Raw genomic sequence first — 25,724 nt, forward strand, 5'->3', positions numbered from 1 at the left:
TGCTTAGCTGTTCTCATAAGATTTCATAGCTTCTTCCACTTCTGTCAAGGTGATCCCAAACAACTCTAAGCGCTTGAGGAGTTGCTTGCCGTTGGAATAGCCGATTCGGAGAGCCTCTCCTAGATATTCTCGTCGCTTACGGCTATCTGCTCCTGCTAGAAAACCAAGGCGAATCAAGTCGCTACGACTGATGTCAAACTGACTCTCATGTTCAAATTGTTCTGTTATCTGAGCTAGAGCCGTTTTCAGGTCTTCATAGCTGGCATGCTCAATCCCTAGAGACCGCCCCTTGGTCTTGGACTTAGGAACAGCTTCATCGCGTTTGAGGAAAGCATGCTGAACTGTTGGAATGGCCGTCATAATCATGCGACGAATCCGCTCCCCATTAAAATCTGGGTCTGTAAAGACAATGACTCCATGGCGTTGGTGTAGACGCTGAATCCGCTCTATATCCTGGTCATTGATAGCAGAACCTCGTGTCTCATAGGTCTCTACATCGAAGTAACGTTTGAGATTGACCGTATCATCGCGACCTTCAACCACGATGACTTGAGAAATTTTTTCTTTCATTACTTGCTGTCCAATCCAAAAATTCGCTCCGCATTTGCAGTTGTTACCGCCGCTAGCTCTTCTGCCGTCATGCCACGCAAGTCAGCGATAAAGTCCACTACATAGCGAGTGTAGGCTGTTTTATTTTCACGACCACGTTTAGGAACAGGAGCCAAGTAAGGCGCATCTGTCTCTACCAAAATCTTGTCCAAAGGTAACTCTTTAGCTGCTTCTTGGATGTCAGTTGCCTTCTTAAAAGTCACCACTCCTGAGAAGGAAATAGTCATGCCAAGCGCGACAAACTTCTCTGCCCACTCAAGCGTCCCTGAAAATGAGTGCATAATCCCACCTCGAGGACCAACTCCCTCGCTCTTAATAATCTCATAGGTATCTTCCAACGCATCACGGGTATGAACTACAAAAGGCAAATCCAAGTCCTTAGATAACTGAATCTGACGGCGAAAAACCTGCTCCTGCACCTCTTTCGGTGCTGTCATCCAATGGTAGTCCAATCCAATTTCACCTAAAGCAACAACCTTGGGATGCTTGAGCTTATCAAGCAAGTAGGCTTCAATCTCCTCCGTGTAAGTCCCTGCTTCTGTCGGATGCCAACCAATAGTCGCATAGAGCTGGTCATACTCATCTACCAACTCCAAGGCACGCTCAATCGTCGGTTTATCAAAACCAACAATATTCATCTGTGTCACACCCATCTCAGCAGCTAAGGCGATTTCTTCTGCCTCATGACCTGCAAATTCTTCTACATTCAAGTGTGTATGTGTATCAAAAATCATCTCTTCTAACCTCGTTTTCTATCTTCTATTATACCAAAAAACTGCCCTCTCTCCTCATCTGTAAAAAATATTCTAAAATCCATCGTCGTCTCTTGACGCTATTTTTCCAAAGCAGTATAATAGCACTTATTGAAATTTTCAGAAAAGGAAATGACCATGTTTACAAAATTAAAACAGACCTTTATCGGTCGTCCTCTTAAATCCTTAACAGAAGGCGAGGGAGGGCTGCTGGGAAAAATGCAGGCCTTGGCCATGTTGTCAAGCGACGCTCTATCTTCCATTGCCTATGGACCTGAGCAAGTAGTCCTCGTCTTGGCTAGTCTCTCTCCACTTGCTATATGGTGGAGCCTTCCTATCGGCCTTTTTGTCCTCCTGCTCCTAGCTAGCCTGACCGTCTCCTACCGTCAAATCATCCACGCCTACCCTCAAGGGGGAGGGGCCTATATGGTTACTCGAGAAAATCTATCTCCCGAACTTGGCTTAATCGCTGGAGGTAGTCTGCTAGTTGACTACATGCTGACCGTAGCGGTATCGGTATCATCTGGAGCTGACGCTATCACAGCAGCCCTCCCTGCCCTCCACCCTTACAACCTCCACATCTCCATTTTTCTAGTTTGCTTGCTCATGCTCTTGAACTTACGGGGGTTGAAAGAATCTGCCAGTTCACTGATGATTCCTGTCTATCTCTTTATCATCAGTACTGTCTTTCTCTTGCTCTATGGAATCTTTCAACTAGTAACTGGTTCTCTCAGCTATCAGGCAACTTCTCCTATTGGGCATGCTGTACCGAGTCTGTCTATCGTTCTCATTCTAAGAGCATTTACCAGTGGTTCTGCCTCTCTGACAGGGGTTGAAGCTATTTCAAATGCCGTTCCCTTTTTCAAGGCTCCAAAAGAAAAGAATGCAGCTCAGACCTTGACCATCATGTCACTGATTTTAGGTTTTCTGTTTGCTGGTATTACCTTCCTAAACTACTGGATGGGAATTATGCCGCAACACGGAGAAACCATCCTCTCACAGATGGCTCAAGGTATCCTTGGTAATTCCTTCTTAGGCCACCTTGGCTATTATACCTTCCAATTCTCCACAGCCTTAATTTTGGCCGTAGCTGCAAATACCGGCTTTTCAGCCTTCCCTATGCTGGCCTATAATATGGCTAAAAACAAGTACATGCCTCATCTATTTATGGAAAAAGGAGACCGACTAGGCTACTCCAACGGAATCTTAACTCTGGCATTTGGGGCTATGATTCTTCTTCTCATTTTTAATGGTAATACCGAACGTTTGATTCCTCTTTATACTATCGGGGTTTTCGTTCCCTTTGCCCTTTCTCAGACTGGGATGATTCGCCATTGGAAAAAAGAAAAAGGGGCCAACTTCTTAAAACCTGCCCTTGCCAATATCCTTGGAGCTATCATTTGCTACGCTATCGTGCTAATCCTGCTCTTTTTCCGTCTCAGTGATATCTGGCCTTTCTTCCCGATTATTCTCGTACTCACCCTACTCTTCTTGGCGATTCACAGTCATTACCAAAAAGTGGCCCAACAACTACGACTCTATGAAGGAATCGAAAAACGTACTTACGACGGCAATCTGGTTCTGGTCCTCGTAGGAAATGTCACCCGAGTCAGCGTTGGAGCCATTAACTACGCCCAAAGTATCGGTGACGAAGTCTTAGCCATGCACATTTCTACTAAGGAAACAGCAGAGAAAGACCAAGAAATTCTCCAAGAATTTGCCGATTACTTCCCAACCATTACTCTGAAAAATATCAAGACCAGCTACCGCGATATCATCACGCCTACTGTCAAGTATGTCAAACGGATATCCGAGGAAGCCCAGAAAAAGAACTATACAGTCACTGTTCTGGTACCCCAGTTTATCCCTAATAAACCTTGGCAAAATATCCTACACAATCAGATGAGTCTCAAACTCAAATATGCCCTCCGTTGGCACCAAGACGTCGTTGTCGCTAGCTATTCCTATCACTTAAAAGAATAAAGAAAAGGCCCTACCAGAAGCAAGAAGCTCTGGTAAGGCCTTTTTCTGAATCCAGTCACTATGCTTATACTCAATGAAAAGCATGACTAGGAATATTATTGAATGTGGTTAGCTAAATCTTCCTGAGCTTTTTTATTTGACTCAGCTTTTTCTTTTAGCCATTTTTCATAGAGTTCTTGGTACTGTTTAGCAGTTACTGGCTCTTTTTGCAATTCAACATATTTGTAGTTGTCCGCATTTCCTTTATGACCAACGAATGAGAATGGTCCTGTAAACGGTACAGTCTTACGGAAGATTGGATTGGCTCCACCACTTTGAACTGGTAGGAAGAGGGCGCTATCTGTCAACCAAGCTTGGGCTTCAGCATATTTTTCATAGCGAGCCTGAGTGTCTGTGATTTCTGCGTCTGCCTGATCCAAGAGTTTCTTGTAGTCAGCAAGACCAATCTTGTCCTTAACTTCCTTATCTTTCCCTTCAGACAAGCCCATGTTTTTCAACTGAGAACCTGTCTCTGGATCAAGAATATCTAGGTAAGTCTTAGGATCTGAGTAATCTCCACCCCATCCTGAAATGTCAATATCGTAGTCTTTTTGCTCTGCTGTATCTGCAAAGTAGGTTGCTTGGTCTTTTTTATCTGGAGATAGTTGGATAACATCGATGACCACATTCTCCTTACCAAGGGTTTCTTCTACTGTTTGCTTGAAAGAACCAGCCTGTTGCACATCTAACTTAGCAGTCTGGTCAACTGGCATATCCAAATGAATTGGGAAAGTTACTCCCTGAGCTTGCAGACTTTCTTTGACCTTCGCAAACTTCTCTTTGGCCTTTTCAGGATTCAAGAAGGCTTGCTTACCATCGTTTAGGTCGATATTCGCCCAATCTTTACCGTAGTTGACAATTTTCTCATTGACAATATCACCGAAGTTCTTATCACCAACTTGGACAAAGTTACTTGGTGTAACCGTGTTACGCAAGATACGGTCTGCTCCATCTTCACCATTTGTCTGCGCTGCATAAGCATGACGGTCAAAGGCAAAGTTGATAGCCTGACGGAAATCTTTATTTTGCATAGCTGCGCGTGAATCTGTCTTTTCCTTATCAGACTGTTTCATAGTCTGCTTGTAGCTTTGACGATTAACGTTGAAAAGATAATAGAAAGTCACTGAGTTTTGCGGTGTATAGGTAATCTTGTCCTCATTCCCCTTCTTGAGTTCAGCAAATACTGAACTTGTTGGGAAAATACGACCATCTGTATAGTTACCATCCAAGAATCCTCTTGCAATACTGTCTTGGTCAGAACCGTCAAAGAAAGAGAGTTTCACTTTCTCGATTTTGACATTGTCCTTATCCCAGTAGTTAGGGTTTTTATCAAACTCAATCAAAGATTTTGATGTGAAGGACTTAAACAAGTAAGGACCATTTGACAAGATACTTGATGGTGTCACACTTCCAAAGTCATCTCCCTTAGACTTCAAGAAAGCTTCATTTACAGGACTAAGAATACTTGCTGTTGTTTTAGAGTTCCAATAACTCTCAGGTTGGTTGAGAGTGTATTGTAGCGTGTAATCATCCACCGCCTTAACACCAACAGTTGCAAAATCAGATGATTTCCCTTCAACATAGTCTGCTAGTCCCTTGATAGAGTCTTGTACCAAGTACAAGTTTTCAGCCTTTTTATCAGCCGCATACTTGAGACCAGTCACAAAGTCATGAGCTGTTACATCCGCATACTCTTCTCCTTCAGAAGTATACCATTTAGCTCCCTGACGGATTTTATAAGTGTAAGTCAAACCATCTTTTGACACTGTCCATGACTCAGCCATAGACGGGATGAGATTGCCATACTGGTCATTTTCTAACAAACCATCAATCAAGTTGGTTGTGATACTAGATGTAGAATCTCGTGTAGAGGTAATGTAATCCAAGGTATCTGGGTTGCTGACAAAGATATAAGAGTAAGTCTTGTCTGCATTACTTGATTGGGAAGACCCACATGCCGCTAGAGCTAGACCTGCTGTCAAAGCCATAGCTCCAAAAAGCATAACTTTTGATTTCTTCATGATTATTCTCCATTTTTACAGTATGTGAAATATTATACACTATTTGAGCAAAAATATAAAGCCTTTTGAACTTTTTTTACAAAAATAAAAATCAGTAGACTCGAGTTCCTACTGATTTTTGTTATGGTTCGTTTGGATTATGCAGCCAAAACTTTGCGTCCTTTACGACGACGAGCTGCCAATACGCGACGACCGTTTTTAGTTGACATACGGTTACGGAATCCGTGTTTGCGCGCACGACGAAGTTTACTTGGTTGATAAGTACGTTTCACGATGAATACCTCCTCATAGATTTTGTATTCGTTTAGCCGGCTATAAAGTGATCAGTTACTAAACATACTTTACTATTCTATCTGATTCTTTCACTTTTGTCAATAGCTCAAGGCAAATGTTTCCAGCTTTTTCGAATGTAAGCCCTATCTACGATACTGTTTCAAGAAACGAGTCATCTTTTCTTGGATTTGGGCCAGTTCATCAACACGAGGAAGATAAACGATACGGAAGTGGTCTGGTTCCTGCCAGTTAAAGCCTCGACCATGAACCAAGAGAACCTTTTCCTGTTTCAAGAAATCAAGGACAAACTGCTCATCATCATCGATACGGTACATATTGCGATCGATTTTAGGGAAGATATAGAGCCCCGCCTTGGGTTTAACCGCAGAGAGACCTGGAATATCTTGAATGGCATTATAGATGAAATTTCTTTGCTCGTAAATTCGTCCACCAGGAAGGAGCAATTCATCAACTGATTGGTGCCCCCCCAAGGAAGTTTGTACGACTTGTTGGGCCAAAACGTTAGAGCAAAGGCGCATATTGGACAGCATATTGAGACCTTCAATATAGCCCTTGACGTGCGTTTTAGGTCCAGACAAGACCATCCAACCCACACGGAAACCAGCAATACGGTGGGATTTTGATAGACCATTCATGCTGACACAGAAAACATCTGGTGCCAAGCTAGCCACAGGCGTATGCACATGTCCATCCATTACCATGCGGTCGTAAATTTCATCCGCAAAGATAATCAAATCATTTTGACGGGCAATCTCAATAATCTCCAGCAAGAGTTCTTTAGGATAAAGGGCTCCAGTTGGGTTGTTTGGATTGATAAGGACGATTGCCTTGGTATTGGAAGTGATTTTTGACTTGATATCGTCAATATCTGGGTACCATTCTGCAGCTTCATCACAGATATAGTGAACGGCATTTCCTCCAGCTAGACTGACAGCCGCTGTCCAGAGAGGATAGTCTGGCATTGGGACTAAGACCTCATCCCCATTGTCCAAAAGCCCCTGCATGGACATGACAATCAACTCACTGACACCATTTCCAAGGTAGATATCATCAATATCTACGTTTGGAAATTTTTTCAATTGGCAATACTGCATGATAGCCTTACGGGCTGAGAAAATCCCTTTGGAGTCAGAATAACCTTCACTATCACGCGCATTCATAATCAAGTCATGAATGACCTCGTCTGGCGCTGTAAAGCCAAATTCTGCTGGATTTCCTGTATTCAGACGTAAAATCTTTTCTCCGTTTGCTCGCATTCGCATGGCTTCTTCCAAAACAGGACCACGGATATCATAAGCAACATGCTCTAACTTACTAGACTTGTTATATTCTTTCATCTTGTTTCCTCAATTCTTCAGGATAGTAACATTATACCACTAGAAAGAGAATGCGACAAGTTTGCTGAAATGTGTTACTAGATTCGTATAGAAGAAAAACCTCACTAAAAGCGAGGTCAAGACAGGGGAAATAGCAGGAATTTTGCCAAAGACAGATCACATACCAAAAGATAAACCTAGAAAAAGCAAGCCTAAAAAGGAGTCATAAAGAAGATTGAACATGAGGAAAAGCCCCCATATCGTCAAGTAATTCCAATGCCCACTTCGTTTAGCAACTAGGAATAAGAACAGATGGTAGAGTATATGAAAGACTAAAAAGCCGATAAAACCTGAATAAAGAAGGGGAATCAGTCTCTCTAATTGCCAGATCATGACAACTTCTACCAAGACTGAAACTAGGATGATTCCATAATAAAGGAAATTTGATTTTTGAAAAGAGTTTTTCATCATTCTCCCTCCCTTCACTTGTTTCCTGTTATCCTTTCTTTTATTTTATCATATATTTATATAGATTTTAAGCGCTAACATTCTTTTAAAAAATATCTTTTTTGCTTTACTTCTATAGTGAAAAGGTTTACAATTATAGTAAGAAAATTTCAGGAGGTTTCATTATGGCACAACGTTACCAAAATATCATGGTCGCAATCGATGGTTCTAAAGAAGCGGACTTGGCTTTTGTCAAGGGAGTTCATTCTGCTCTACGAAACGACGCTAAACTTACCATCGCACATGTCATTGACACACGCGCACTCCAAAGCGTATCCACCTTTGATGCTGAAGTTTACGAAGAACTCCAAGTCGACGCTGAAAGTCTGATGAAAGAGTACGAAAAACGTGCTAAAGATGCTGGTGTGGCAGATGTTCACATCGTCATTGAAATGGGAAATCCAAAGACCCTACTAGCACGTACTATTCCAGATGCAGAGGAAGTAGACCTCATCCTCGTTGGTGCAACTGGTCTCAACGCCTTTGAACGCCTCTTGGTCGGTTCTTCATCTGAATACATTCTCCGCCATGCTAAGGTTGATTTGCTGGTTGTGAGAGAACAAGAAAAAACTTTATAGTCACAAAGAAAAAGGAGCCCAAAGCTCCTTTTTCTTTACGATTTATTTCTCTCTTTATGACGTTCATAAGCTTTGAGCTGACGCTGCAGTTCCTTTTTAATAGCAGGTTCTGGAGCATATTTTTCTTCCCAATCATCTGGTTTTAAAATTTTGTGGGTCACTGGATCAAAATGAGCCTTGCCATCTGGGAAAATTTTCCCCATATTGGCCTGATGGACAATATCAAAAATACGTTCTGGGTCCACCCCCATCAAGACAAAACTACCGTAGGTAAAGTAAAGCGTGTCAATCAAGGCATCCACCTGCCCTATCAAATCTTGCTGAGCAGGTGTCTTCTTGGCTACTTTCTCTGCTGCCTTATCAAGAGCTTGATGAAGTTGCGATAGAGCTTGACCAAAGTCCTCTTCAGAAGGACTGGCCGCTCGAACAAACTCCACTAATTCTTCTATTTTAAAGCCAGCCCTGTGGGTTGCACCTTCTACATCCCAAGCTCGTGGTTCTTCTTGGGTCCGTTCATCCATCATGTGGTGGAAGGTCTTGACCTTATTGAAATGATAGTCACGGCTGACAAAGACTTTTTCTGAGGCCAAAACACCAAAATGTTCCAGGGCCTTGTGGATTCCATCTTGCTGATTGCTAGTGGTGATGTGCTTGGCCACTTCCTTGACACTGCTACTACCATTTCCCATAGCGACCGACATCCCAACACCCGCCAGCATTTCTAGGTCGTTATCTGAGTCACCAAAGGCCATCACTTGGTTGAGGTCAAAGCCATATTCTTTCCCAACTCTGCGAATACCTTCCAATTTAGAATTTCCTTGATTGATGACATCCGCTGCAAATGGATTACTACGTGTCAATTTCAAATCTTCAAAATCAGCTGCTGCCTTCTCAGATTCTTCTGGCGTCATCAACATCAAAACTTGGTAGATAGGCTGATTCATTAGATGAAGCAGGTCTTCTTCCTTTTGGGGAACAACCTTACTGACCATATGATTAAAGGAATGACTCACCGTCCTAGTTAAAACAGAGGGAACGAAGCGACTGATTCGTTGAGAAAAAGAACCTAGACCAAAGGACATGATTTTAGAACCCAGCATGGCATCCTTGGTCCCTAGGGCAATCTCCTTGCCCTCTTTTTTAGCATACGTAATGAGATGACGCAAATGTAACTTGGAAATTGGGCTCGTGAACAGGACTCTTTCCTTATTAAAGATATACTGGCCATTATAGGTTACCGCAAAATCCAGATCCAAATCGTCCATCAATTCCTTAACAAAAAAAGGTCCTCGCCCTGTCGCTACACCAACTAGCACCCCTTGTTCTTTGACAATTTTAATCGCGTCCTTAGTGGATTTCAAAACACTCTTGCGATCGTTGACCAAGGTTCCATCGATATCAAAAAAAACAGCTTTGACTTCCATCCTATCCCAATCTCCCCTTTTGTGATACAATGATTATACCACATTTCAGAAAGAGTGAGTAAATCATGCCTAAGAAAATCCTTGTTTTACATACGGGCGGGACTATTTCCATGCAGGCCGATACTTCTGGCGCTGTTGTGATGAGTTCAGATAATCCCATGAACCATGTGTCCAATCCTCTTGAAGGAATCCAAGTTCACGCCCTAGACTTTTTTAACCTGCCAAGCCCCCATATCAAACCCAAGCATATGCTAGCCCTCTACCAGAAAATTAAAGAGGAAGCTGCTAACTACGATGGAGTGGTAATCACACACGGGACCGATACTTTAGAGGAAACAGCCTATTTCCTTGATACCATGGAAGTTCCCCATATGCCTATCGTTCTAACAGGAGCCATGCGCAGCTCCAACGAGCTCGGTAGTGACGGTGTTTATAATTATCTAAGCGCTTTACGAGTGGCTAGCGATGACAGGGCTGCTGACAAAGGAGTTTTGGTCGTTATGAACGATGAAATCCACGCTGCCAAGTATGTTACCAAAACACATACGACCAACGTCAGTACCTTCCAGACTCCTACCCACGGCCCCCTTGGCCTCATCATGAAACACGAAATCCTCTACTTCAAAACAGCTGAACCTCGTGTTCGCTTTGACCTTGATCACATACAAGGCTTAGTCCCTATCATCTCGGCTTATGCTGGTATGACAGATGAGCTGATTGATATGCTGGATTTGGAACAATTGGACGGTTTGATTATACAAGCCTTCGGAGCTGGTAATATTCCCAAAGAAACGGCTCAAAAATTAGAAAGCCTTCTGCAAAGAGGAATCCCAGTTGCCCTGGTTTCACGATGCTTTAACGGTATCGCTGAGCCTGTTTATGCCTACCAAGGTGGGGGCATACAGTTGCAAAAATCAGGCGTTTTCTTTGTTAAAGAACTCAACGCCCAAAAAGCCCGCTTGAAACTCCTCATCGCCCTCAATGCCGGACTAACAGGGCCAGCTTTGAAAGACTATATGGAAGGGTAAGTCTCTTCTCTAAAAACAAATCAGGAAATCTTCACGATTCCCTGATTTTTTCTATTTCCGTTTTCGTGTCGAACGACGTTCTGTCAAACCATGAGGTAAGAGAACTTCACGTTCTTCCAACTCTTCCTTGTGCATAATCTTAGTCAACATACGCATACTAATAGCACCAAGGTCATAAAGAGGTTGGGCAATAGTTGTCAAGTTTGGACGGGTAAAGCGAGAGACTTGTGAATCATCACTAGTAATGATTTCAAACTCTTCTGGTACTGACACACCCTTATCAGCAAGGCCGTTCAAGACACCTGCTGCCAACTCATCACCTGTTACAACTGCTGCAGTTGCGTTTGATGAAATCAAGCGTTCTGCCAAGGCATAACCGTCTTCATAAGTGTATTTGGATTCAAATACCAATCCTTCGCTATAAGAAATACCTGCTTTTTTCAGGGCTTCCTTGTAGCCAACCAAACGAACCTTACCATTGATATCATCCACTAGTGGACCGCTAACGAAAGCAATGCGCTCATTTTCTTTAGCAAGGTAGGTTACTGCATCAATCGTTGCTTGTTTGTAGTCAATATTGACACTTGGAAGCTGATGTTCTACATCCACAGTTCCTGCAAGAACAACTGGTGTCCGAGAGCGAGAAAACTCTGAACGAATTTTTTCAGTCAAGTGGTAGCCCATAAAGATGATACCATCCACTTGCTTAGAAAACAGGGTATTGACAACTGAAACTTCCTTGTCATCGTCCTCATCACTATTAGCAAGGACAATATTGTACTTGTACATTTCAGCGATATCATCAATCCCTTTGGCAAGCGTTGAGAAATAACCATTGGTAATATTGGGGATCACAACACCGACAGTGGTTGTCTTTTTACTTGCAAGACCACGCGCCACTGCATTTGGACGGTAATCCAAACGATCAATCACCTCAAGCACTTTTTTACGGGTGTTCTCTTTTACATTCTTATTGCCATTGACTACACGGCTAACCGTCGCCATTGAAACTCCTGCTTCACGGGCGACATCATAAATCGTTACTGTATCGTCTGTATTCATTCCATTTCCTTTCTATATCATACCTCACGAGACTCCAAAAAAGAGACGGTATGAAAATTTCGTTTTCATGATTCCACTTATTCCATTTTATCACTATTTGTAAACACTTTCAAGCTTTTTTTGAAGATTGTTTGAAAAAAATTTCATAGAAAACTATGTTTATGAAGAAAAAATGACCTTTTCTTGATTTTTAATCCTATTTGCTGTATGATAAGGGAAAAGAAAGGGGGGAAAAAATATGGCTTTTACCAATACTCACATGCGGTCGGCTAGTTTTGGCATTGTTACCAGCTTGCCTGATGATGTCATTGACTCTTTTTGGTATATCATCGACCATTTCTTAAAAAATGTCTTTGAATTGGAAGAAGAACTCGAGTTTCAATTGCTCAATAACCACGGAAAAATTACCTTCCACTTCTCAAGTCAACACCTCCCTACAGCCATTGATTTTGATTTTAACCATCCCTTTGACCCTCTTTATCCCCCCAGAGTCTTGGTTTTAGACATGGATGGTAGAGAGACTATCCTCCTCCCAGAAGAAAATGACCTATTTTAAAAACTCTAGCCTTCAGTTGCAAGTAACTGAAAACTAGAGTTTTTTCTATTTTTTCAAAGCATCATACAAGTTGCGGATAGGTTGCTTTAATGTCGGATGGATAAAATGAGGCGCAATTTCTTGTAGAGACTCAAGAACAAACAGGCGTTCCGCTATGTAAGGATGAGGCAAAATAAGGTCGTCTGTATAAATTACCCGGTCCTCCACAAAGAGCAGGTCCAAATCAATCAAACGAGGTCCCCAATGCACTTCTCTAACTCGTCCTAGCTCCGCCTCAATAGCCAACAAGGTTTCTAGCAAGACTGGAGCAGGTAGCCAGGTTTCCACCTCAACCACCTGATTTGCAAAGCTATCCTGCTCCACTCCACCCCAAGGCTCCGTCGCTAAGACACTGGACTCTTTGAGAATATGGATACCTCGAGCTCGCATCTTCTCAATGGCTTGTTCCAAATTCGCTTGCTTATCTCCCATGTTACTTCCTAGGGCGATAAAGGCCCGTTGCTTGCGGCGATGGATGGTTACAGAGCAAGTATCTAGCGGCAAATGCACTGGTGCCCAAGGTTTTTTGAGTTCCAGCTTCATTTCTTGGACAAGAGGATAGGCCTCAAAAGTACGTTCTACCAGTTTATAAGCTACCGTTTCAATCAAATCCTCAGTGCTTTCCTGAAACCAAGTCGTCCACTGCTGACACAATTCTCCGTAATGGACAGAGGCTGTTAAATCCAAGTCTGTAGCCGCCTTGGTCATATCATAGGATAAGATGGCTGAAACGACAAACTTCTGCCCCAATTCTTTTTCACTAGGAAAAAGACCATGATAGGCAAAAATTTCCAAATCTTTAATCTGCAGTTGATCCATAATGATTCCTTTCTAGAAAAATCCGCACAAAGCGGATTCTTTTTTATAGTCCCATTAAACGATAAGCCTGATCGCGGAGGTCCTTATCTGTTTCAAATAGACCACGAGCTACTGTTGTCAAGGTTGCAGTGCCTGGTTTTCTGACACCACGCATGCTCATACACATATGTTCCGCCTCAATGACAACAAAGGCTCCTTTAGCACCTAAATACTCCATCAAGGCATCGGCCACCTCGATATTCAAACGTTCTTGAATTTGTGGCTTTTTAGAATAAACTTCAACCGTACGGGCTAACTTAGACAAACCTGCCACACGACCATCTGGAATGTAGGCAATATGTGCTCTCCCATAAAATGGTAGAAAGTGGTGTTCACACATGGTATGGAAAAAAATATCCTTTTCTACCACCATATTATCATCAATAATCTCAAAGGATTTTGACAAATGTTCCTCCGCTGTTTGACCAAGCCCTGAAAAAATCTCTTGGTACATACGGGCCACACGAGCAGGCGTTTCCTGCAAGCCCTCACGGTTAGCGTCCTCTCCGACAGCCTCGATAATCATTTTTACAGCTGCTTCAATCTTTTGTGTATCCATTTTCGTTCTTCCTCTCCATCAGATAGGCCCTCACTTGGCTCAAGAAATACAAGGAACCCGTGACAATCCTAACCGTTTTTTTCTCTTCTTTTTTATCTGTCAATTTCTGCTCTAGAAAATCCCGCCAACCTTGGTAGCTGAGATTTCTAGATTTGGCTGCCTCTTTCAGCACACTTTCATCAGTCGCCCGACTATCGTCAAAATGTGTCAGAGTAAGCTCGGTATCTGGGATTTGCTCCAACAAGTCCAACATATCCTCCAAGGCCTTGGTTTTGATGCAAGTAAAGAGGATATCCTTACGATAATCCGCAAAACGTTCTTGCAAGGTTGCTAATAAAGCCTTAATAGCATGAGGATTGTGGGCTCCATCCAAAATCATCAGGGGATCTCTTAACACGATTTCCAAACGCCCCGGCCATCTTGTTTCTTCCAGTGCTTGAGCAAGCAAAGTATTAGCTGGTAACTCTCGACCATCTTCTTTACAAAAAGTATCAAGTAAAGCTATGGCCATCCCAGCATTCTCTATCTGGTGCAAACCAAGCAGGCCAGTCTGGAAGCGACCTTGTCTGACAGCTCTGGTATAGTCAAAGACTTCGCCTGTCACCACACTCTCTTGGTGACGAACCTGATAATCTGTCCCGTAGGCAAATCTCGGTGCATCTTTCCCTTCCGCAATGCGGTCAATCACAGCCAAAGCTTCTGGAGCGATACGACCTGTCACCAAGGGAATACCTTGTTTGATAATACCAGCTTTCTGCTCTGCTATGGCTTCCAAGGTGTCACCAAGTAGGGCTACATGGTCCAATCCAATAGTCGTAATTCCTGTCAAAATAGGCTGACAGACATTGGTACTATCTAAAAGTCCACCCATGCCGACTTCCATGATGGCCACATCTACTTGCTCTGAAGCAAAGTAGTCATAGGCTATGGCTGTGATAATCTCAAATTCGGTCGTTCCTTGTAAAGCAAGGCCCTTCTCCCCCTCAAGCAAAGACTGATAGTCCACCATGAGAGCTTCTAGTCTCGCTTCTGGGATAGATTCCCCATTGATGCTAATCTGATCTGTGTAATGAATGAGATAGGGCGAGCTGAAAACACCAACTATCAGCCCCATCTTTTCTAGCATATTTTTCAAAAAAGCAATGGTAGACCCCTTGCCATTGGTCCCTCCGATATGGATGACCTTGAGTTTGAGATGGGGATTGCCACGCAAAGCTAACAGTTCCACCATGCGTTCCAAGCCAAAATGCGGTTGGTCCGTCCGGTAGTTAGCAATCCACTGATTATTTTCAATTTCTTTCATCTTATTTATATTGTTTTAAATCTAGATTTTCCGCTTCATCAGCCAGACGAATAGCGGAGGCAATTTCAACCGCCATCCTGTGACTAGCTACGTCATGCACTCGTACCACTTCCACACCCTGTCTCGCAGCGATACTGGTTACATGAGCAGAAGCCGTATCTCGATTGCGGAAACCAAGTTCTGTCTCAGGATTGACTTCAAAACCACTTTCTTCAAGGATATTGATGACAAACCGCTTGCGCGACACTCCGAGAAAGACTGGATAACCTTTCTGATGTAGTTTATCCAGATCCCGTAAAAGAAGCAGATTTTCTTTCTTGGTAAGACCAAAGCCAATTCCTGGATCCAACAGGATATTTTCTGGTGCAATACCAGCTTCCTCTGCTCTCGCTAGTGCTCGTTCAAAGAAAGCCTCTATCAAGTCTTCGATTGGCAATTTTTCAAAGTCAGCTAACTCTTTTTCTGTAAAAGCTTGACCAAAGCCAAAATGAGGGAAGATGAGCGAGCTAGGGTGCTGAGGTCGTGCCATGACTGGATTAAACATAATGACTACTTTCGCACCAGCCTTAGCAACCTCATAGGCCATTTTCTCATCACCCATAAGACCAGTGATATCATTGACTAGATTGGCACCAGCAGCCAAAGCAGCTTCTGCTACTTGACTCTTCCAAGTATCAATAGAGATGAGAACATCACTTTCCTTGCGAATCGCTTTAATCACTGGAACAACACGCTGGATTTCCTCTTCTATCTCAACATAGCTACTTCCCGGCCGAGTTGATTCTCCGCCGATATCTAGCATACTAGCCCCTTCTGCTATCAATTTACGAGCCTGCTGGAGTGCCTGCTCAAGAGCAAAAAATTGACCACCATCCGAAAAGGAATCTGGGGTTACATTGATAATTCCGCAAATAGCTGTCTTTGCATGATTGGCTTTACTTGACATATCGGTCACTCCCTCAAGGCTTTTCACCATATTATTTCTCTATTTTACCATAAAAAGAAAAAGATGGACACGATTGCATTCATCTTTTTCCCAGTAGAAACAAGTAAGCAATTGTCAAAAATCTTAAACAGAAATCCCTAATATCCGACTCAAAATCACCACGAGAGCCAACAAACAGAAAAAAACTCCATTAACAATCATGTGAAGTAAGATAGACATTTCCAAACGTTGGGTTTTATAAACTGTCCAAGTTAGCACAGTTGACATTCCTCCATAGATAAGAAGAGAAGGTAGATTTGTCGGTAAATGAAGCAAGGCAAAGATAATAGCACCGACTATATAACCCACATTTTCTTTACCACGAAAGAGTTTTTTAGGAATCACTCCTCGACATAAAATCTCCTCACAAATAGGAGCTATTAGAACCAGTAAGAAAAAACTGGAAATTAAGGAACTATTCTGGACCAAATCATTAATATTTGATTGATTGCTGGTTGTTGTTTCATTCATCAAATGCAGTAAGACCACACCAAGAATATTAAAGGCAAGAATCACTAGATAGCTTAAGGCCAATCTAGCCAAATCCTTAGCCTTGAAAAACGATAAACCAAAACTAGCCAACTGTGTTTTCCTAGCACCTATTATAAATACAGTTAAAACCACAAGAGATAAGGCCCCTACTAATAGTCCCGTTTGAAGCAGTGGAAATTTTCTGCTAGTTAGAAAAGTTGCTAGGGCTAAAGGAAACTGAGAAAACAAAAGCCCTACTAGAAAGATTATTAACCACTTCCCCCTGTTTAATACTTCACCCCAAATATTCTTTCTTATCATCAATCATACTCCTACCATTCAATCAAAATCACCTACCTAGTTTGAAGCAATTTTCAAGTAACTATAATATAAAAAGGGGAAAACCCCTTTTTATATTATAGCATTTATAGTGCCATGCTGATGTAGTTAAGGATAAACAAGGCATCCAAAATCCAAATCATGACATGAACATCTTTAGCTTGACCTTTGACAAGCTTAGTCAAAGTGTAAGTCAAGAAACCAACTGCAATCCCTTGAGTGATAGAGTAGCTGAATCCCATAAAGATAGATGTGAAGAAAGCAGGAACCGCTTCAGACATATCGTCCCAATGGATATTTTTCAAGCTAGCCAACATCATAATCCCAACGATAATCAAGATTGGAGCTGTAGCAGCTGTTGGTACGATAGCTAGAAGTGGGCTAAAGAAGCTTGAGATTGCAAAACAGATTGCCACAACCAAGGCTGTCAAACCTGTACGTCCACCTGCACCAATACCAGCAGCAGACTCGACATAAGTCGTTACGTTCGAAGTACCAGCGATGGCACCAATTGAAGTACCAATCAAGTCAGAGTAAAGAGCCTTATCCAACTTAGCTGATTGGTGATTTTCACCATTTGTCGCTACGATACCAACTTTTTCACCTGTACCAATCAAGGTACCAATCGTGTCAAAAATATCTGTCAATGAGAAGGCAAGAATGGCCATCAGAGTTTCAGGTAAGCGAGCTGTATCTGAAATCAAAGCTCCCAAACCTTCTGAACCAAGAGCTGCACCAAAGACTGTCTTCAAGTCTTCAAAGGCTGCACCAACATGGTTGTTAGCAAAATCGATACTAGACAAATCTACCAAACCAACTGCAATAGCAAGAACAGTTGTTGTCAAGATAGAGAGGATAATTCCCCCTTTAATTCCTTTGATAACAAAGAAGATAGTAATGGCAAGTCCTGCAAGAGCCACCAAAACAGCTGGATTATTAAAGCTGACCAGGCCTGGAACTGCTGAAGAGTTTGCTGTAATCGCTGCTTGAGCCTTGTCAGCTCCTTCTCCTGCAACCGTGTAGTTCCCTGGATCGATAGAGAATTTCAAAAGCCCAGCATTCTTAATCCCTACGTAGGCAAGAAAGACACCGATACCAGCTGAAATTGCTGAGCGAAGGGCGTTTGGAATCGATTCAATGATCATTTTACGAACATTTGTCAAGGTAATAATCAATGAGATAATTCCACAAATGAAGACCATAGCTAGGGCTTCTTGCCAAGAATACCCGAGTCCAAATACAACTGTAAAGGTAAAGAAGGCATTGAGTCCCATACCTGGTGCTTGAGCATATGGCAAGTTGGCATAGAAGGCCATCATCAGGGTACCAGCAACTGCACCGATAATCGTTGCGAGGAATACACCCTGAGCAGGCATTCCTGTTTGCGAAAGAATTTGTGGGTTTACAAAGAGAATATAGCTCATTGCAAAGAAAGTTGTTAAACCAGCGAGAACCTCTGTACGAACGTCTGTACCGTTCTCTTTTAGTTTAAATAATTTGTCCATTATCAATCTCCTTTTAATTTTTACGAACAATAATAGAATTATATCATTTATCATTCACTTTTTCAATATCTTTGTTTGATTTATTTAAGAATTTGATGAAATTTCTTTTTTTGTTTCAAATCTGCTTTTCTGCCTACTTTCTGTTATAATAGAAGACATCTTATCTGAAAAGACACTAGAAAGGTCCCTATGACGAAAAAAATTATTGCAGTTGACCTGGATGGAACCCTGCTCAACTCAGACAGTCAAATTTCTGACTTTACCAAAAAAACCATAAAAAAAGTTACTGAAAAAGGCCATCAAGTTATTATTACGACAGGGCGTCCTTACCGCATGTCAAAAGATTTTTACCGTGAACTAGGCTTAAACACTCCTATGATTAATTTCAACGGCTCCCTTACTCATTTACCAGACCAAGTTTGGGATTTTGAAAAGTGTTTGACGGTAGACAAAAAATATCTGCTAGACATGGTTCAACGTTCAGAGGACATTCAAGCCGATTTTATCGCTGGAGAATACCGTAAAAAATTCTACATTACAAATCTTAATAAAGAAATTGCCAATCCCAAACTATTTGGCGTAGAAGCTTTCCACCCTGAAGATCAATTCCAGCCTGAGTTGGTAACCAAGGATCCTAACTGTATTCTGCTGCAAACCAGAGCCAGTGACAAATATGCCTTGGCAAAAGAAATGAACGCCTTCTACCAGCATCAACTGTCTATCAATACCTGGGGAGGTCCGCTCAATATCCTTGAGTGTACACCCAAAGGTGTCAATAAGGCCTTTGCTTTGGACTACTTGCTCAAGGTAATGAACCGCGATAAAAAGGATTTGATTGCCTTTGGAGATGAACACAACGATACCGAAATGCTCGCTTTTGCTGGGAAAGGTTATGCCATGAAAAATGCCAATCCAGAGCTACTCCCTTATGCGGATGAGCAAATTTCTCTGACCAACGACCAAGACGGGGTTGCCAAAACCCTGCAAGATTTATTCTTATAGTCCATTCTGACCAGCTTGCGAGCTGGTCTTTGTGTTCTTTTCACAGTCTCATCAACCAGTTAATCGATTGTTCTACTTTTTGCCTCCAAAACCTTGGAAAAGGCTTTCTTTTGTGATATAATTCACATATAAATACAAGAGAGCTCGTCACACTCGACTCTGTTGACACAAAATCAATCCAGTCCTGTTGTCCCTGTTCTCGGCCAATATCAAGGAGGATAGCTATGAAAGCTGTTGTTGTAAATCCAGAAAGCACTGGTGTTGCTGTTGAAGAAAAAGTACTCCGTCCACTTGAAACTGGGGAAGCACTTGTAGAAATTGAATACTGTGGTGTTTGCCACACTGACCTCCACGTTGCCCATGGTGACTTCGGTCAGGTACCAGGACGTGTCCTAGGACATGAAGGTGTTGGTATCGTTAAAGAAATTGCACCAGATGTTAAAAGTCTTAAAGTCGGTGACCGCGTCAGCGTTGCTTGGTTCTTTGAAGGATGTGGTACTTGCGAATACTGTACAACTGGTCGCGAAACCCTTTGCCGTACAGTAAAAAATGCTGGTTACTCAGTAGACGGTGGTATGGCTGAACAGTGTATCGTAACTGCAGACTATGCTGTCAAAGTTCCTGACGGACTTGATCCAGCCCAAGCTTCTTCTATCACATGTGCTGGTGTAACAACCTATAAAGCGATTAAAGAAGCCAAAGTTGAACCAGGCCAATGGGTTGTTCTTTACGGTGCTGGTGGACTTGGTAACCTCGCAGTTCAATATGCTAAAAAAGTTTTCAACGCTCATGTCATCGCAGTTGATATCAATAACGACAAACTTGCTCTTGCAAAAGAAGTTGGCGCTGACATTGTGATTAACGGACTCGAAGTTGAAGATGTCCCTGGACTCATAAAGGAAAAAACTGATGGTGGAGCTCATTCAGCTGTCGTAACTGCTGTGTCTAAAGTTGCCTTCAACCAGGCTGTTGACTCAGTTCGTGCCGGTGGTCGCGTAGTCGCTGTTGGTCTTCCTTCTGAAATGATGGAACTCAGCATCGTGAAAACGGTTCTAGATGGAATCCAAGTTATTGGTTCTCTTGTTGGAACTCGTAAAGACTTGGAAGAAGCCTTCCAATTCGGTGCAGAAGGTTTGGTAGTTCCAGTTGTTCAAAAACGTCCAATAGAAGATGCCGTAGCCATTTTCGACGAAATGGAAAAAGGTCAAATCCAAGGACGTATGGTACTCGATTTCACCCACTAATCTAATAAAAACCTATTTTAAAAGTTGGAATACGCTTCCAACTTTTTTATATTAAATTTTTAAATAAGGATTCAAAAAAACTTCTCTAAAACTCAATATATCAATATTTTCAGATGTAATCTTTTTAATTATTTTATGATAAATAGTTGATTTTTAGATGAAAACGGTTTATACTTAAAAAGTCTTAAAGTTTTCTTAAACGAAAACTAAAACAAAAAAGGAGGAATGACAATAATGAGTATCGGAATCATTATTGCGAGCCACGGCGAATTTGCTGCGGGTATTCATCAGTCAGGATCTATGATCTTTGGTGAACAAGAAAAGGTTCAAGTTGTAACCTTTATGCCAAATGAAGGTCCTGATGATTTATACGCTAAGTTTAATAACGCTGTTGCTGCATTTGACGCAGAAGATGAGGTTCTAGTTTTGGCTGACCTTTGGAGTGGATCTCCATTTAACCAAGCTAGTCGCGTGATGGGAGAAAATCCTGAGCGTAAGTTTGCCATCATCACAGGACTTAACTTACCGATGTTGATTCAAGCCTATACAGAGCGCCTGATGGACGCTGCTGCAGGTGTAGAAAAAGTTGCTGCGAATATCATTAAAGAAGCCAAAGATGGCATCAAAGCTCTTCCAGAAGAGCTCAATCCAGCTGAAGAAGTTGCAAGTGCTGCAGCTGCTCCAGTTGCCCAAGCTGCTATCCCAGAAGGAACTGTTATCGGAGATGGAAAACTCAAGATTAACCTTGCCCGTCTTGACACTCGTCTCCTTCACGGTCAGGTTGCAACTGCTTGGACTCCAGATTCAAAAGCAGACCGTATTATCGTTGCTTCAGATAACGTTGCCAACGACGATCTTCGTAAAGAATTGATTAAACAAGCAGCTCCAAATAATGTCAGAGCCAATGTGGTTCCAATTCAAAAATTGATTGAGGTTTCAAAAGACCCACGCTTTGGAGAAACACATGCCCTTATCTTGTTTGAAACACCTCAAGATGCCCTTCGTGCAATCGAAGGTGGCGTGCCAATCAAGACCCTTAACGTAGGATCAATGGCTCACTCAACAGGTAAAACAATGGTCAACAACGTTTTGTCTATGGACAAAGATGACGTTGCTACATTTGAAAAAATGCGTGACCTCGGTGTTGAATTTGACGTACGTAAAGTACCAAACGACACTAAAAAAGATTTGTTTGACTTGATTAGCAAAGCCAACGTTCAATAACAAATATCAAACTATAGAAGAATTCTAAGAAAATTTTTCACTTTATTATCATTAAATAGAAAAGGAATAAAACCATGTCAGATATTTCAATTATTTCTGCTGTCTTGGTTGTAGTTGTTGCCTTCCTTGCAGGTCTTGAAGGTATCCTCGACCAATTCCAATTCCATCAACCAATCGTCGCATGTACCCTTATCGGACTTGCAACTGGTAACCTCGAAGCAGGGGTTATGCTTGGTGGATCACTTCAAATGATTGCCCTTGGTTGGGCAAACATCGGAGCTGCCGTAGCTCCTGACGCTGCTCTTGCATCTGTTGCCGCAGCAATCATCTTGATCAAAGGTGGTAACTTTACTACTGAAGGTATCGCCGTTGCAACAGCAACAGCTATCCCTCTTGCCGTAGCTGGACTTTTCTTGACTATGATTGTTCGTACAATCTCAGTTGGTTTGGTTCACACTGCAGATGCTGCTGCTAAAGAAGGAAATATTGCAGCTGTTGAACGTGCTCACTTTATCGCACTTCTTCTTCAAGGTCTTCGTATTGCTATCCCTGCAGCCTTCCTTATCGCTATCCCAGCTTCTGCCGTTCAAGATGCTCTTAAATTGATGCCAGAATGGTTGAACGGTGGTATGGCTGTCGGTGGTGCTATGGTCGTTGCCGTTGGTTACGCTATGGTTATCAACATGATGGCAACTCGTGAAGTATGGCCATTCTTCGCAATCGGTTTTGCACTTGCTGCGATTTCTCAATTGACTTTGATTGCCCTTGGTGTAGTCGGTGTTGCCCTTGCCTTCATCTACCTTAACCTTTCAAAACAAGGTGGTAACGGTGGCGGCGGAGCTGCGACTTCTAACGACCCAATCGGTGATATCCTAGAAGACTACTAGAAAGGGGAACAATCATGACTGAAAAACTTCAATTATCAAAATCAGATCGTAAAAAAGTTTGGTGGCGTTCACAATTCCTTCAAGGTTCTTGGAACTACGAGCGTATGCAAAACTTGGGTTGGGCTTACTCATTGATCCCAGCTATCAAAAAATTGTACACTACTAAAGAAGACCAAGCTGCTGCTCTTGAGCGTCACCTTGAGTTCTTCAACACACACCCATACGTAGCTGCTCCAATCATGGGGGTTACTCTTGCACTTGAAGAAGAACGTGCAAACGGTGTTGAAATTGATGATGCTGCTATCCAAGGGGTTAAAATCGGTATGATGGGACCTCTTGCAGGTATCGGTGACCCAGTATTCTGGTTTACAGTTCGTCCTATCCTTGGAGCTCTTGGTGCATCACTTGCTGCATCTGGTAACTTGGTTGGTCCACTTCTCTTCTTCTTCGGATGGAATGCTATCCGTATGGCCTTCCTATGGTACACACAAGAGTTTGGTTACAAGGCTGGTTCTGAAATCACTAAAGACATGTCTGGTGGTATCTTGAAAGACATCACTAAAGGTGCTTCTATCCTTGGTATGTTCATTCTTGCCGTTCTTGTACAACGTTGGGTATCGATTAACTTTACTGTTAACCTTCCAGGTAAACAACTGGCTGAAGGTGCCTACATCAACTTCCCAGAAGGACCTGTATCAGGTGCTGAATTGAAAGGTATCCTTGGTCAAGCCCTTGGTGGATTGAGCCTAGATAAGATTCAACCACAAACCCTTCAAGGTCAGTTGAATTCATTGATTCCAGGATTGATGGGACTTCTCCTTACTTTCCTTTGCATGTGGTTGCTTAAGAAAAAAGTATCACCAATCTCAATCATCCTTGCACTCTTTGCAGTAGGTATCGCAGCTCGTTTCTTCGGTATCATGTAATCTTAGTGAGAATGTACAAACAAAAAAAGAATCAGGTTTATCACCTGATTCTTTTGGCTCTTTGTCAAATAGTGTTGATGAAGAACCTAATGAAAAAAGAATCCAACAAAAATTGGACTACCTGTCTCCGGTTGAATACCGAAGACGGTAGCCCTAGGGTGTTTTTATTAAATTCTCACTTTTTGGGGTCAGTCCCTAAGCCTGATAGTAATTTTTTGTTCATACTATTCCCCTTTAGTCATTTACTACTTTAAGTTGCATTGCTTTAGCTACTTCTTCTGCCTTTGATCCCTTAGGTGTATGGATTTCTACATCTGGGTTACAGTTATCCACAAAATAGAAGTATTCTGTAATTTCTGTTACACTTGCTGGAATTGTAATAGATTTAATTGATGATGTCCCCCAAAATACTAATGTTCCAATACTCTTTGTTCCTTCTGGGAATACAACTGATTCTAATGAACTATCAGAGTTGAAAACATCATCTTCTACTGTTTCTATTGACTTACCAAAGTGGACATACTTTAACTTATTGTCAATCGTAAACGCACCTTTTCCAATATATCGTACTGTATCTGGTAAAACGATTGCCTCACAATGTTTCAAGTTCGCAAGACCACGTTCTCCAATTGCGATAACAGGTTTACCTTTAATTTCCTTTGGTACACGAACAACCTTATCGTCAGAAGTACAACTATAGATGACATAACCTTCTTCCCATAAATATACGCATGTTAATATATTAATATCTTCAAGGATTTATAACTATAGTTCCTTAATTTTCCCACCAGTAAAAAAACGAAAGGCACCACAAGTTATTTATGTGTTTTCTTTAAACGACTCATGTACTTCTGTCGCAACTTCTCACCCGCCTTTAATTGCGGTTGCGATAGATTGAGGACCTAAATATGCATCCCCTGTTATTAGTTCATTTCTATTGTATTCTGATGTTGACCGAAAGTCAAATTTTTACCTTTCATCTAGAACACTAAAGTCTACTTTTGTTCAATTGCTGCAACGACAAGGTCACATGGAATAATATGTTCACTACCTGCCACTTCATGCGTTGATCTTCTTCCACTTTCATCTGATTCACCAAGTTCCATTGTAATAACCTTTACACCAGTTACTTTCCCACTCTCATCACGCAATACTTCTTTAATATTCTCTAAAAAATGGAATGTAACACCTTCATTGTGTGCATCTTTGATTTGTAGTGTAGCTTCTAGTATATTGTTCATATGGTCATCATTCTTTTGTTTTAGGTTTCAGCGCTTTTAATATAATGGATGTTGGCCTTTTTGTATACACTAAAATAGGGTTGGTGGAAAATTTCCATCAACCCTAAAAATTATAGAACCACACAAAACCCTGACCAGAGATGGCCAGGGGTTTGTATTTCAAAAATTATTCTGTAAATTCTATAGTTACTTTTACTTCAGAATCCATTGAAGAAAATATTGTTTTATAATAATTGATTGCAGATTCTTTAATTTCACTCTTAAATTTATCTAAATACTCTGCTTGTCTATCACTAGAAAGTTGGTTAGCGACCAATTTCCCAGTATCAATATCTTCTGTAGTTCCACTTAATAACTCTCCATGACTATCATATAAATCATAAGGATTATCTTTTGAAAGTTCAACACCAATTACTTCCAATTTTGGAACAATAACCTTATATTCTTTTTCGCTTATTTGTTCAACCTTTACACTACTTTTAATTCCAAATTTAGCTTTATAATTTAAAATTACTAATGCTGCTTTTTTAGAGAACGGCACATCAAACCCAAAAACTTGAGTTGTTTTTGTTTCAGAAATAATTTCATTAATTCCCGCATTCAAAAATACAACTTCATTCACTTTTTCAATACTTTCGATATTAATTGACGATTTGACTTCTGATTTATGTTCCTTAGGTAAGAAAAATAGCACTCCAATAGCTATAATAGCTATTAATACCACATTCAATAGTACACTAAACATATTAACTTTCTTCTTTAATATAGACAAGATAAAAAAACCTCATTTTAAATAATCTATCTAAATTTTACACTTTCTAAAGAAAATAGTCAATATTTTTTCGTACTATCTTCTAAAATTAATTGTGCCTATTAAAAATGAAATTAGTTTGTTGCATTTGATTATATTTTTTGAACACCAAATCCATTTAAAATTGAGTGCTATTTTGAGCACTAAAAAAGGGCTCTTTG

General features: G+C 41.4%; 26 protein-coding genes. 9 read left to right on the forward strand and 17 right to left on the reverse strand.

The window, feature by feature from the left end:
- Positions 1-3 precede the first annotated feature (3 nt).
- Together rnmV and FQT24_RS06530 are read right to left on the reverse strand one after the other, a co-directional pair.
- Positions 4-570, reverse strand: coding sequence for a ribonuclease M5 (gene rnmV, locus FQT24_RS06525; RefSeq protein ID WP_143952521.1), 567 nt, complete (start codon positions 568-570; stop codon positions 4-6).
- Positions 570-1,343, reverse strand: coding sequence for a TatD family hydrolase (locus FQT24_RS06530; RefSeq protein ID WP_033687298.1), 774 nt, complete (start codon positions 1,341-1,343; stop codon positions 570-572). The genes rnmV and FQT24_RS06530 overlap by 1 nt, the downstream gene beginning before the upstream one ends.
- A 156-nt stretch (positions 1,344-1,499) precedes the next feature.
- Here FQT24_RS06530 and FQT24_RS06540 point away from each other — a divergent pair, with 156 nt between their 5' ends.
- A complete protein-coding gene (locus tag FQT24_RS06540) occupies positions 1,500-3,344 on the forward strand; it encodes an APC family permease (protein ID WP_143952523.1) in 1,845 nt (614 codons plus the stop codon).
- A gap of 95 nt (positions 3,345-3,439) precedes the next feature.
- On the opposite strand, the gene FQT24_RS06545 is transcribed toward FQT24_RS06540, so the two are convergent.
- From FQT24_RS06545 to FQT24_RS06560, 4 genes are all read right to left on the reverse strand, one after another.
- Positions 3,440-5,404: a peptide ABC transporter substrate-binding protein gene (locus FQT24_RS06545; protein WP_143952524.1), complete on the reverse strand. Its 1,965-nt coding sequence runs from the start codon at positions 5,402-5,404 to the stop codon at positions 3,440-3,442.
- 137 nt (positions 5,405-5,541) lie between these two features.
- The gene (rpmH, locus tag FQT24_RS06550) at positions 5,542-5,676 is read right to left on the reverse strand and encodes a 50S ribosomal protein L34 (RefSeq protein WP_000831905.1); all 135 of its coding nucleotides are present in this window, start codon (positions 5,674-5,676) and stop codon (positions 5,542-5,544) included.
- A 144-nt stretch (positions 5,677-5,820) separates the two neighbouring features.
- Positions 5,821-7,035 (reverse strand): pyridoxal phosphate-dependent aminotransferase, encoded by a 1,215-nt coding sequence (locus tag FQT24_RS06555; protein ID WP_000666455.1) that lies wholly within the window; start codon positions 7,033-7,035, stop codon positions 5,821-5,823.
- Between the two features lie 156 nt (positions 7,036-7,191).
- A complete protein-coding gene (locus FQT24_RS06560; RefSeq protein ID WP_185695985.1) occupies positions 7,192-7,485 on the reverse strand; it encodes a hypothetical protein in 294 nt (97 codons plus the stop codon).
- A gap of 161 nt (positions 7,486-7,646) precedes the next feature.
- Between FQT24_RS06560 and FQT24_RS06565 the strand changes: the two genes are divergently transcribed.
- The gene (locus tag FQT24_RS06565) at positions 7,647-8,099 is read left to right on the forward strand and encodes a universal stress protein (RefSeq protein WP_000079148.1); all 453 of its coding nucleotides are present in this window, start codon (positions 7,647-7,649) and stop codon (positions 8,097-8,099) included.
- Between the two features lie 35 nt (positions 8,100-8,134).
- Here the strand turns inward: FQT24_RS06565 and FQT24_RS06570 are convergent, their stop codons facing one another.
- The gene (locus tag FQT24_RS06570) at positions 8,135-9,523 is read right to left on the reverse strand and encodes a Cof-type HAD-IIB family hydrolase (RefSeq protein WP_143952525.1); all 1,389 of its coding nucleotides are present in this window, start codon (positions 9,521-9,523) and stop codon (positions 8,135-8,137) included.
- A gap of 65 nt (positions 9,524-9,588) precedes the next feature.
- Between FQT24_RS06570 and FQT24_RS06575 the strand changes: the two genes are divergently transcribed.
- Positions 9,589-10,551 carry an asparaginase gene (locus tag FQT24_RS06575; protein ID WP_143952526.1) on the forward strand — a complete coding sequence of 321 codons (963 nt, stop codon included), beginning with the start codon at positions 9,589-9,591 and terminating at the stop codon, positions 10,549-10,551.
- A gap of 51 nt (positions 10,552-10,602) precedes the next feature.
- On the opposite strand, the gene ccpA is transcribed toward FQT24_RS06575, so the two are convergent.
- Positions 10,603-11,613 (reverse strand): catabolite control protein A, encoded by a 1,011-nt coding sequence (gene ccpA / locus FQT24_RS06580; protein ID WP_001090628.1) that lies wholly within the window; start codon positions 11,611-11,613, stop codon positions 10,603-10,605.
- 238 nt (positions 11,614-11,851) lie between these two features.
- Between ccpA and FQT24_RS06585 the strand changes: the two genes are divergently transcribed.
- Entirely contained in the window at positions 11,852-12,169 is a 318-nt protein-coding gene (locus tag FQT24_RS06585; protein ID WP_033681210.1) for a DUF960 domain-containing protein, read from the forward strand.
- 45 nt (positions 12,170-12,214) lie between these two features.
- Here the strand turns inward: FQT24_RS06585 and folK are convergent, their stop codons facing one another.
- The 6 genes from folK to FQT24_RS06615 form a co-directional block, all read right to left on the reverse strand.
- Positions 12,215-13,027: a 2-amino-4-hydroxy-6-hydroxymethyldihydropteridine diphosphokinase gene (gene folK / locus FQT24_RS06590; RefSeq protein WP_143952527.1), complete on the reverse strand. Its 813-nt coding sequence runs from the start codon at positions 13,025-13,027 to the stop codon at positions 12,215-12,217.
- Positions 13,028-13,070: 43 nt separating this feature from the next.
- Complete coding sequence (gene folE / locus FQT24_RS06595; protein WP_000380917.1) at positions 13,071-13,625, reverse strand: GTP cyclohydrolase I FolE; 555 nt, start codon at positions 13,623-13,625, stop codon at positions 13,071-13,073.
- Positions 13,606-14,928 (reverse strand): bifunctional folylpolyglutamate synthase/dihydrofolate synthase, encoded by a 1,323-nt coding sequence (locus FQT24_RS06600; RefSeq protein WP_143952528.1) that lies wholly within the window; start codon positions 14,926-14,928, stop codon positions 13,606-13,608. Before FQT24_RS06600 ends, folE begins: the two co-directional genes overlap by 20 nt.
- 1 nt (position 14,929) lies before the next feature.
- Positions 14,930-15,904, reverse strand: coding sequence for a dihydropteroate synthase (gene folP, locus FQT24_RS06605; RefSeq protein WP_185952553.1), 975 nt, complete (start codon positions 15,902-15,904; stop codon positions 14,930-14,932).
- A 93-nt stretch (positions 15,905-15,997) separates the two neighbouring features.
- Positions 15,998-16,705: a CPBP family intramembrane glutamic endopeptidase gene (locus FQT24_RS06610; protein ID WP_143952529.1), complete on the reverse strand. Its 708-nt coding sequence runs from the start codon at positions 16,703-16,705 to the stop codon at positions 15,998-16,000.
- A 104-nt stretch (positions 16,706-16,809) separates the two neighbouring features.
- Positions 16,810-18,228 carry an NCS2 family permease gene (locus tag FQT24_RS06615; protein ID WP_143952530.1) on the reverse strand — a complete coding sequence of 473 codons (1,419 nt, stop codon included), beginning with the start codon at positions 18,226-18,228 and terminating at the stop codon, positions 16,810-16,812.
- Between the two features lie 189 nt (positions 18,229-18,417).
- Between FQT24_RS06615 and FQT24_RS06620 the strand changes: the two genes are divergently transcribed.
- The 5 genes from FQT24_RS06620 (at position 18,418) to FQT24_RS06640 (ending at position 23,511) form a co-directional block, all read left to right on the forward strand.
- Entirely contained in the window at positions 18,418-19,230 is an 813-nt protein-coding gene (locus tag FQT24_RS06620; RefSeq protein ID WP_143952531.1) for a Cof-type HAD-IIB family hydrolase, read from the forward strand.
- A 224-nt stretch (positions 19,231-19,454) separates the two neighbouring features.
- Complete coding sequence (adhP, locus tag FQT24_RS06625; protein WP_000649185.1) at positions 19,455-20,474, forward strand: alcohol dehydrogenase AdhP; 1,020 nt, start codon at positions 19,455-19,457, stop codon at positions 20,472-20,474.
- A gap of 234 nt (positions 20,475-20,708) precedes the next feature.
- Positions 20,709-21,698: a PTS sugar transporter subunit IIB gene (locus FQT24_RS06630; RefSeq protein ID WP_033683014.1), complete on the forward strand. Its 990-nt coding sequence runs from the start codon at positions 20,709-20,711 to the stop codon at positions 21,696-21,698.
- 74 nt (positions 21,699-21,772) lie between these two features.
- Positions 21,773-22,585 (forward strand): PTS mannose/fructose/sorbose transporter subunit IIC, encoded by an 813-nt coding sequence (locus tag FQT24_RS06635; RefSeq protein WP_001280330.1) that lies wholly within the window; start codon positions 21,773-21,775, stop codon positions 22,583-22,585.
- Positions 22,586-22,599: 14 nt separating this feature from the next.
- Positions 22,600-23,511, forward strand: a complete 912-nt coding sequence (locus FQT24_RS06640) for a PTS system mannose/fructose/sorbose family transporter subunit IID (protein ID WP_000136858.1) — start codon at positions 22,600-22,602, stop codon at positions 23,509-23,511.
- 234 nt (positions 23,512-23,745) lie between these two features.
- On the opposite strand, the gene FQT24_RS06645 is transcribed toward FQT24_RS06640, so the two are convergent.
- The 3 genes from FQT24_RS06645 to FQT24_RS06655 all read right to left on the reverse strand — a co-directional run bounded on the left by FQT24_RS06645 (position 23,746) and on the right by FQT24_RS06655 (position 25,497).
- Positions 23,746-24,165 carry a leucine-rich repeat domain-containing protein gene (locus tag FQT24_RS06645; RefSeq protein ID WP_223339927.1) on the reverse strand — a complete coding sequence of 140 codons (420 nt, stop codon included), beginning with the start codon at positions 24,163-24,165 and terminating at the stop codon, positions 23,746-23,748.
- A gap of 341 nt (positions 24,166-24,506) precedes the next feature.
- Entirely contained in the window at positions 24,507-24,752 is a 246-nt protein-coding gene (locus tag FQT24_RS06650) for a hypothetical protein (RefSeq protein WP_004238875.1), read from the reverse strand.
- Between the two features lie 166 nt (positions 24,753-24,918).
- Positions 24,919-25,497, reverse strand: coding sequence for a DUF4230 domain-containing protein (locus tag FQT24_RS06655; RefSeq protein ID WP_050492332.1), 579 nt, complete (start codon positions 25,495-25,497; stop codon positions 24,919-24,921).
- Positions 25,498-25,724: the final 227 nt, after the last annotated feature.

Origin of the sequence: Streptococcus mitis (genome assembly GCF_901542415.1) — a bacterium.
Classification (GTDB): Bacteria; Bacillota; Bacilli; order Lactobacillales; family Streptococcaceae; genus Streptococcus; species Streptococcus mitis_BL.

Coding starts and splice junctions, on each gene's coding strand:
- FQT24_RS06610 (WP_143952529.1), bottom strand. CDS start 16,705: ATGATAAGAAAGAATATTTGGGGTGAAGTATTAAACAGGGGGAAGTGG.
- FQT24_RS06565 (WP_000079148.1), top strand. CDS start 7,647: ATGGCACAACGTTACCAAAATATCATGGTCGCAATCGATGGTTCTAAA.
- FQT24_RS06555 (WP_000666455.1), bottom strand. CDS start 7,035: ATGAAAGAATATAACAAGTCTAGTAAGTTAGAGCATGTTGCTTATGAT.
- ccpA (WP_001090628.1), bottom strand. CDS start 11,613: ATGAATACAGACGATACAGTAACGATTTATGATGTCGCCCGTGAAGCA.
- FQT24_RS06630 (WP_033683014.1), top strand. CDS start 20,709: ATGAGTATCGGAATCATTATTGCGAGCCACGGCGAATTTGCTGCGGGT.
- FQT24_RS06540 (WP_143952523.1), top strand. CDS start 1,500: ATGTTTACAAAATTAAAACAGACCTTTATCGGTCGTCCTCTTAAATCC.
- FQT24_RS06585 (WP_033681210.1), top strand. CDS start 11,852: ATGGCTTTTACCAATACTCACATGCGGTCGGCTAGTTTTGGCATTGTT.
- FQT24_RS06600 (WP_143952528.1), bottom strand. CDS start 14,928: ATGAAAGAAATTGAAAATAATCAGTGGATTGCTAACTACCGGACGGAC.
- adhP (WP_000649185.1), top strand. CDS start 19,455: ATGAAAGCTGTTGTTGTAAATCCAGAAAGCACTGGTGTTGCTGTTGAA.
- FQT24_RS06655 (WP_050492332.1), bottom strand. CDS start 25,497: ATGTTTAGTGTACTATTGAATGTGGTATTAATAGCTATTATAGCTATT.
- folK (WP_143952527.1), bottom strand. CDS start 13,027: ATGGATCAACTGCAGATTAAAGATTTGGAAATTTTTGCCTATCATGGT.
- FQT24_RS06615 (WP_143952530.1), bottom strand. CDS start 18,228: ATGGACAAATTATTTAAACTAAAAGAGAACGGTACAGACGTTCGTACA.
- FQT24_RS06650 (WP_004238875.1), bottom strand. CDS start 24,752: ATGAACAATATACTAGAAGCTACACTACAAATCAAAGATGCACACAAT.
- FQT24_RS06620 (WP_143952531.1), top strand. CDS start 18,418: ATGACGAAAAAAATTATTGCAGTTGACCTGGATGGAACCCTGCTCAAC.
- FQT24_RS06640 (WP_000136858.1), top strand. CDS start 22,600: ATGACTGAAAAACTTCAATTATCAAAATCAGATCGTAAAAAAGTTTGG.
- FQT24_RS06530 (WP_033687298.1), bottom strand. CDS start 1,343: ATGATTTTTGATACACATACACACTTGAATGTAGAAGAATTTGCAGGT.
- FQT24_RS06545 (WP_143952524.1), bottom strand. CDS start 5,404: ATGAAGAAATCAAAAGTTATGCTTTTTGGAGCTATGGCTTTGACAGCA.
- rnmV (WP_143952521.1), bottom strand. CDS start 570: ATGAAAGAAAAAATTTCTCAAGTCATCGTGGTTGAAGGTCGCGATGAT.
- FQT24_RS06560 (WP_185695985.1), bottom strand. CDS start 7,485: ATGATGAAAAACTCTTTTCAAAAATCAAATTTCCTTTATTATGGAATC.
- FQT24_RS06635 (WP_001280330.1), top strand. CDS start 21,773: ATGTCAGATATTTCAATTATTTCTGCTGTCTTGGTTGTAGTTGTTGCC.
- FQT24_RS06575 (WP_143952526.1), top strand. CDS start 9,589: ATGCCTAAGAAAATCCTTGTTTTACATACGGGCGGGACTATTTCCATG.
- folE (WP_000380917.1), bottom strand. CDS start 13,625: ATGGATACACAAAAGATTGAAGCAGCTGTAAAAATGATTATCGAGGCT.
- FQT24_RS06570 (WP_143952525.1), bottom strand. CDS start 9,523: ATGGAAGTCAAAGCTGTTTTTTTTGATATCGATGGAACCTTGGTCAAC.
- folP (WP_185952553.1), bottom strand. CDS start 15,904: ATGGTGAAAAGCCTTGAGGGAGTGACCGATATGTCAAGTAAAGCCAAT.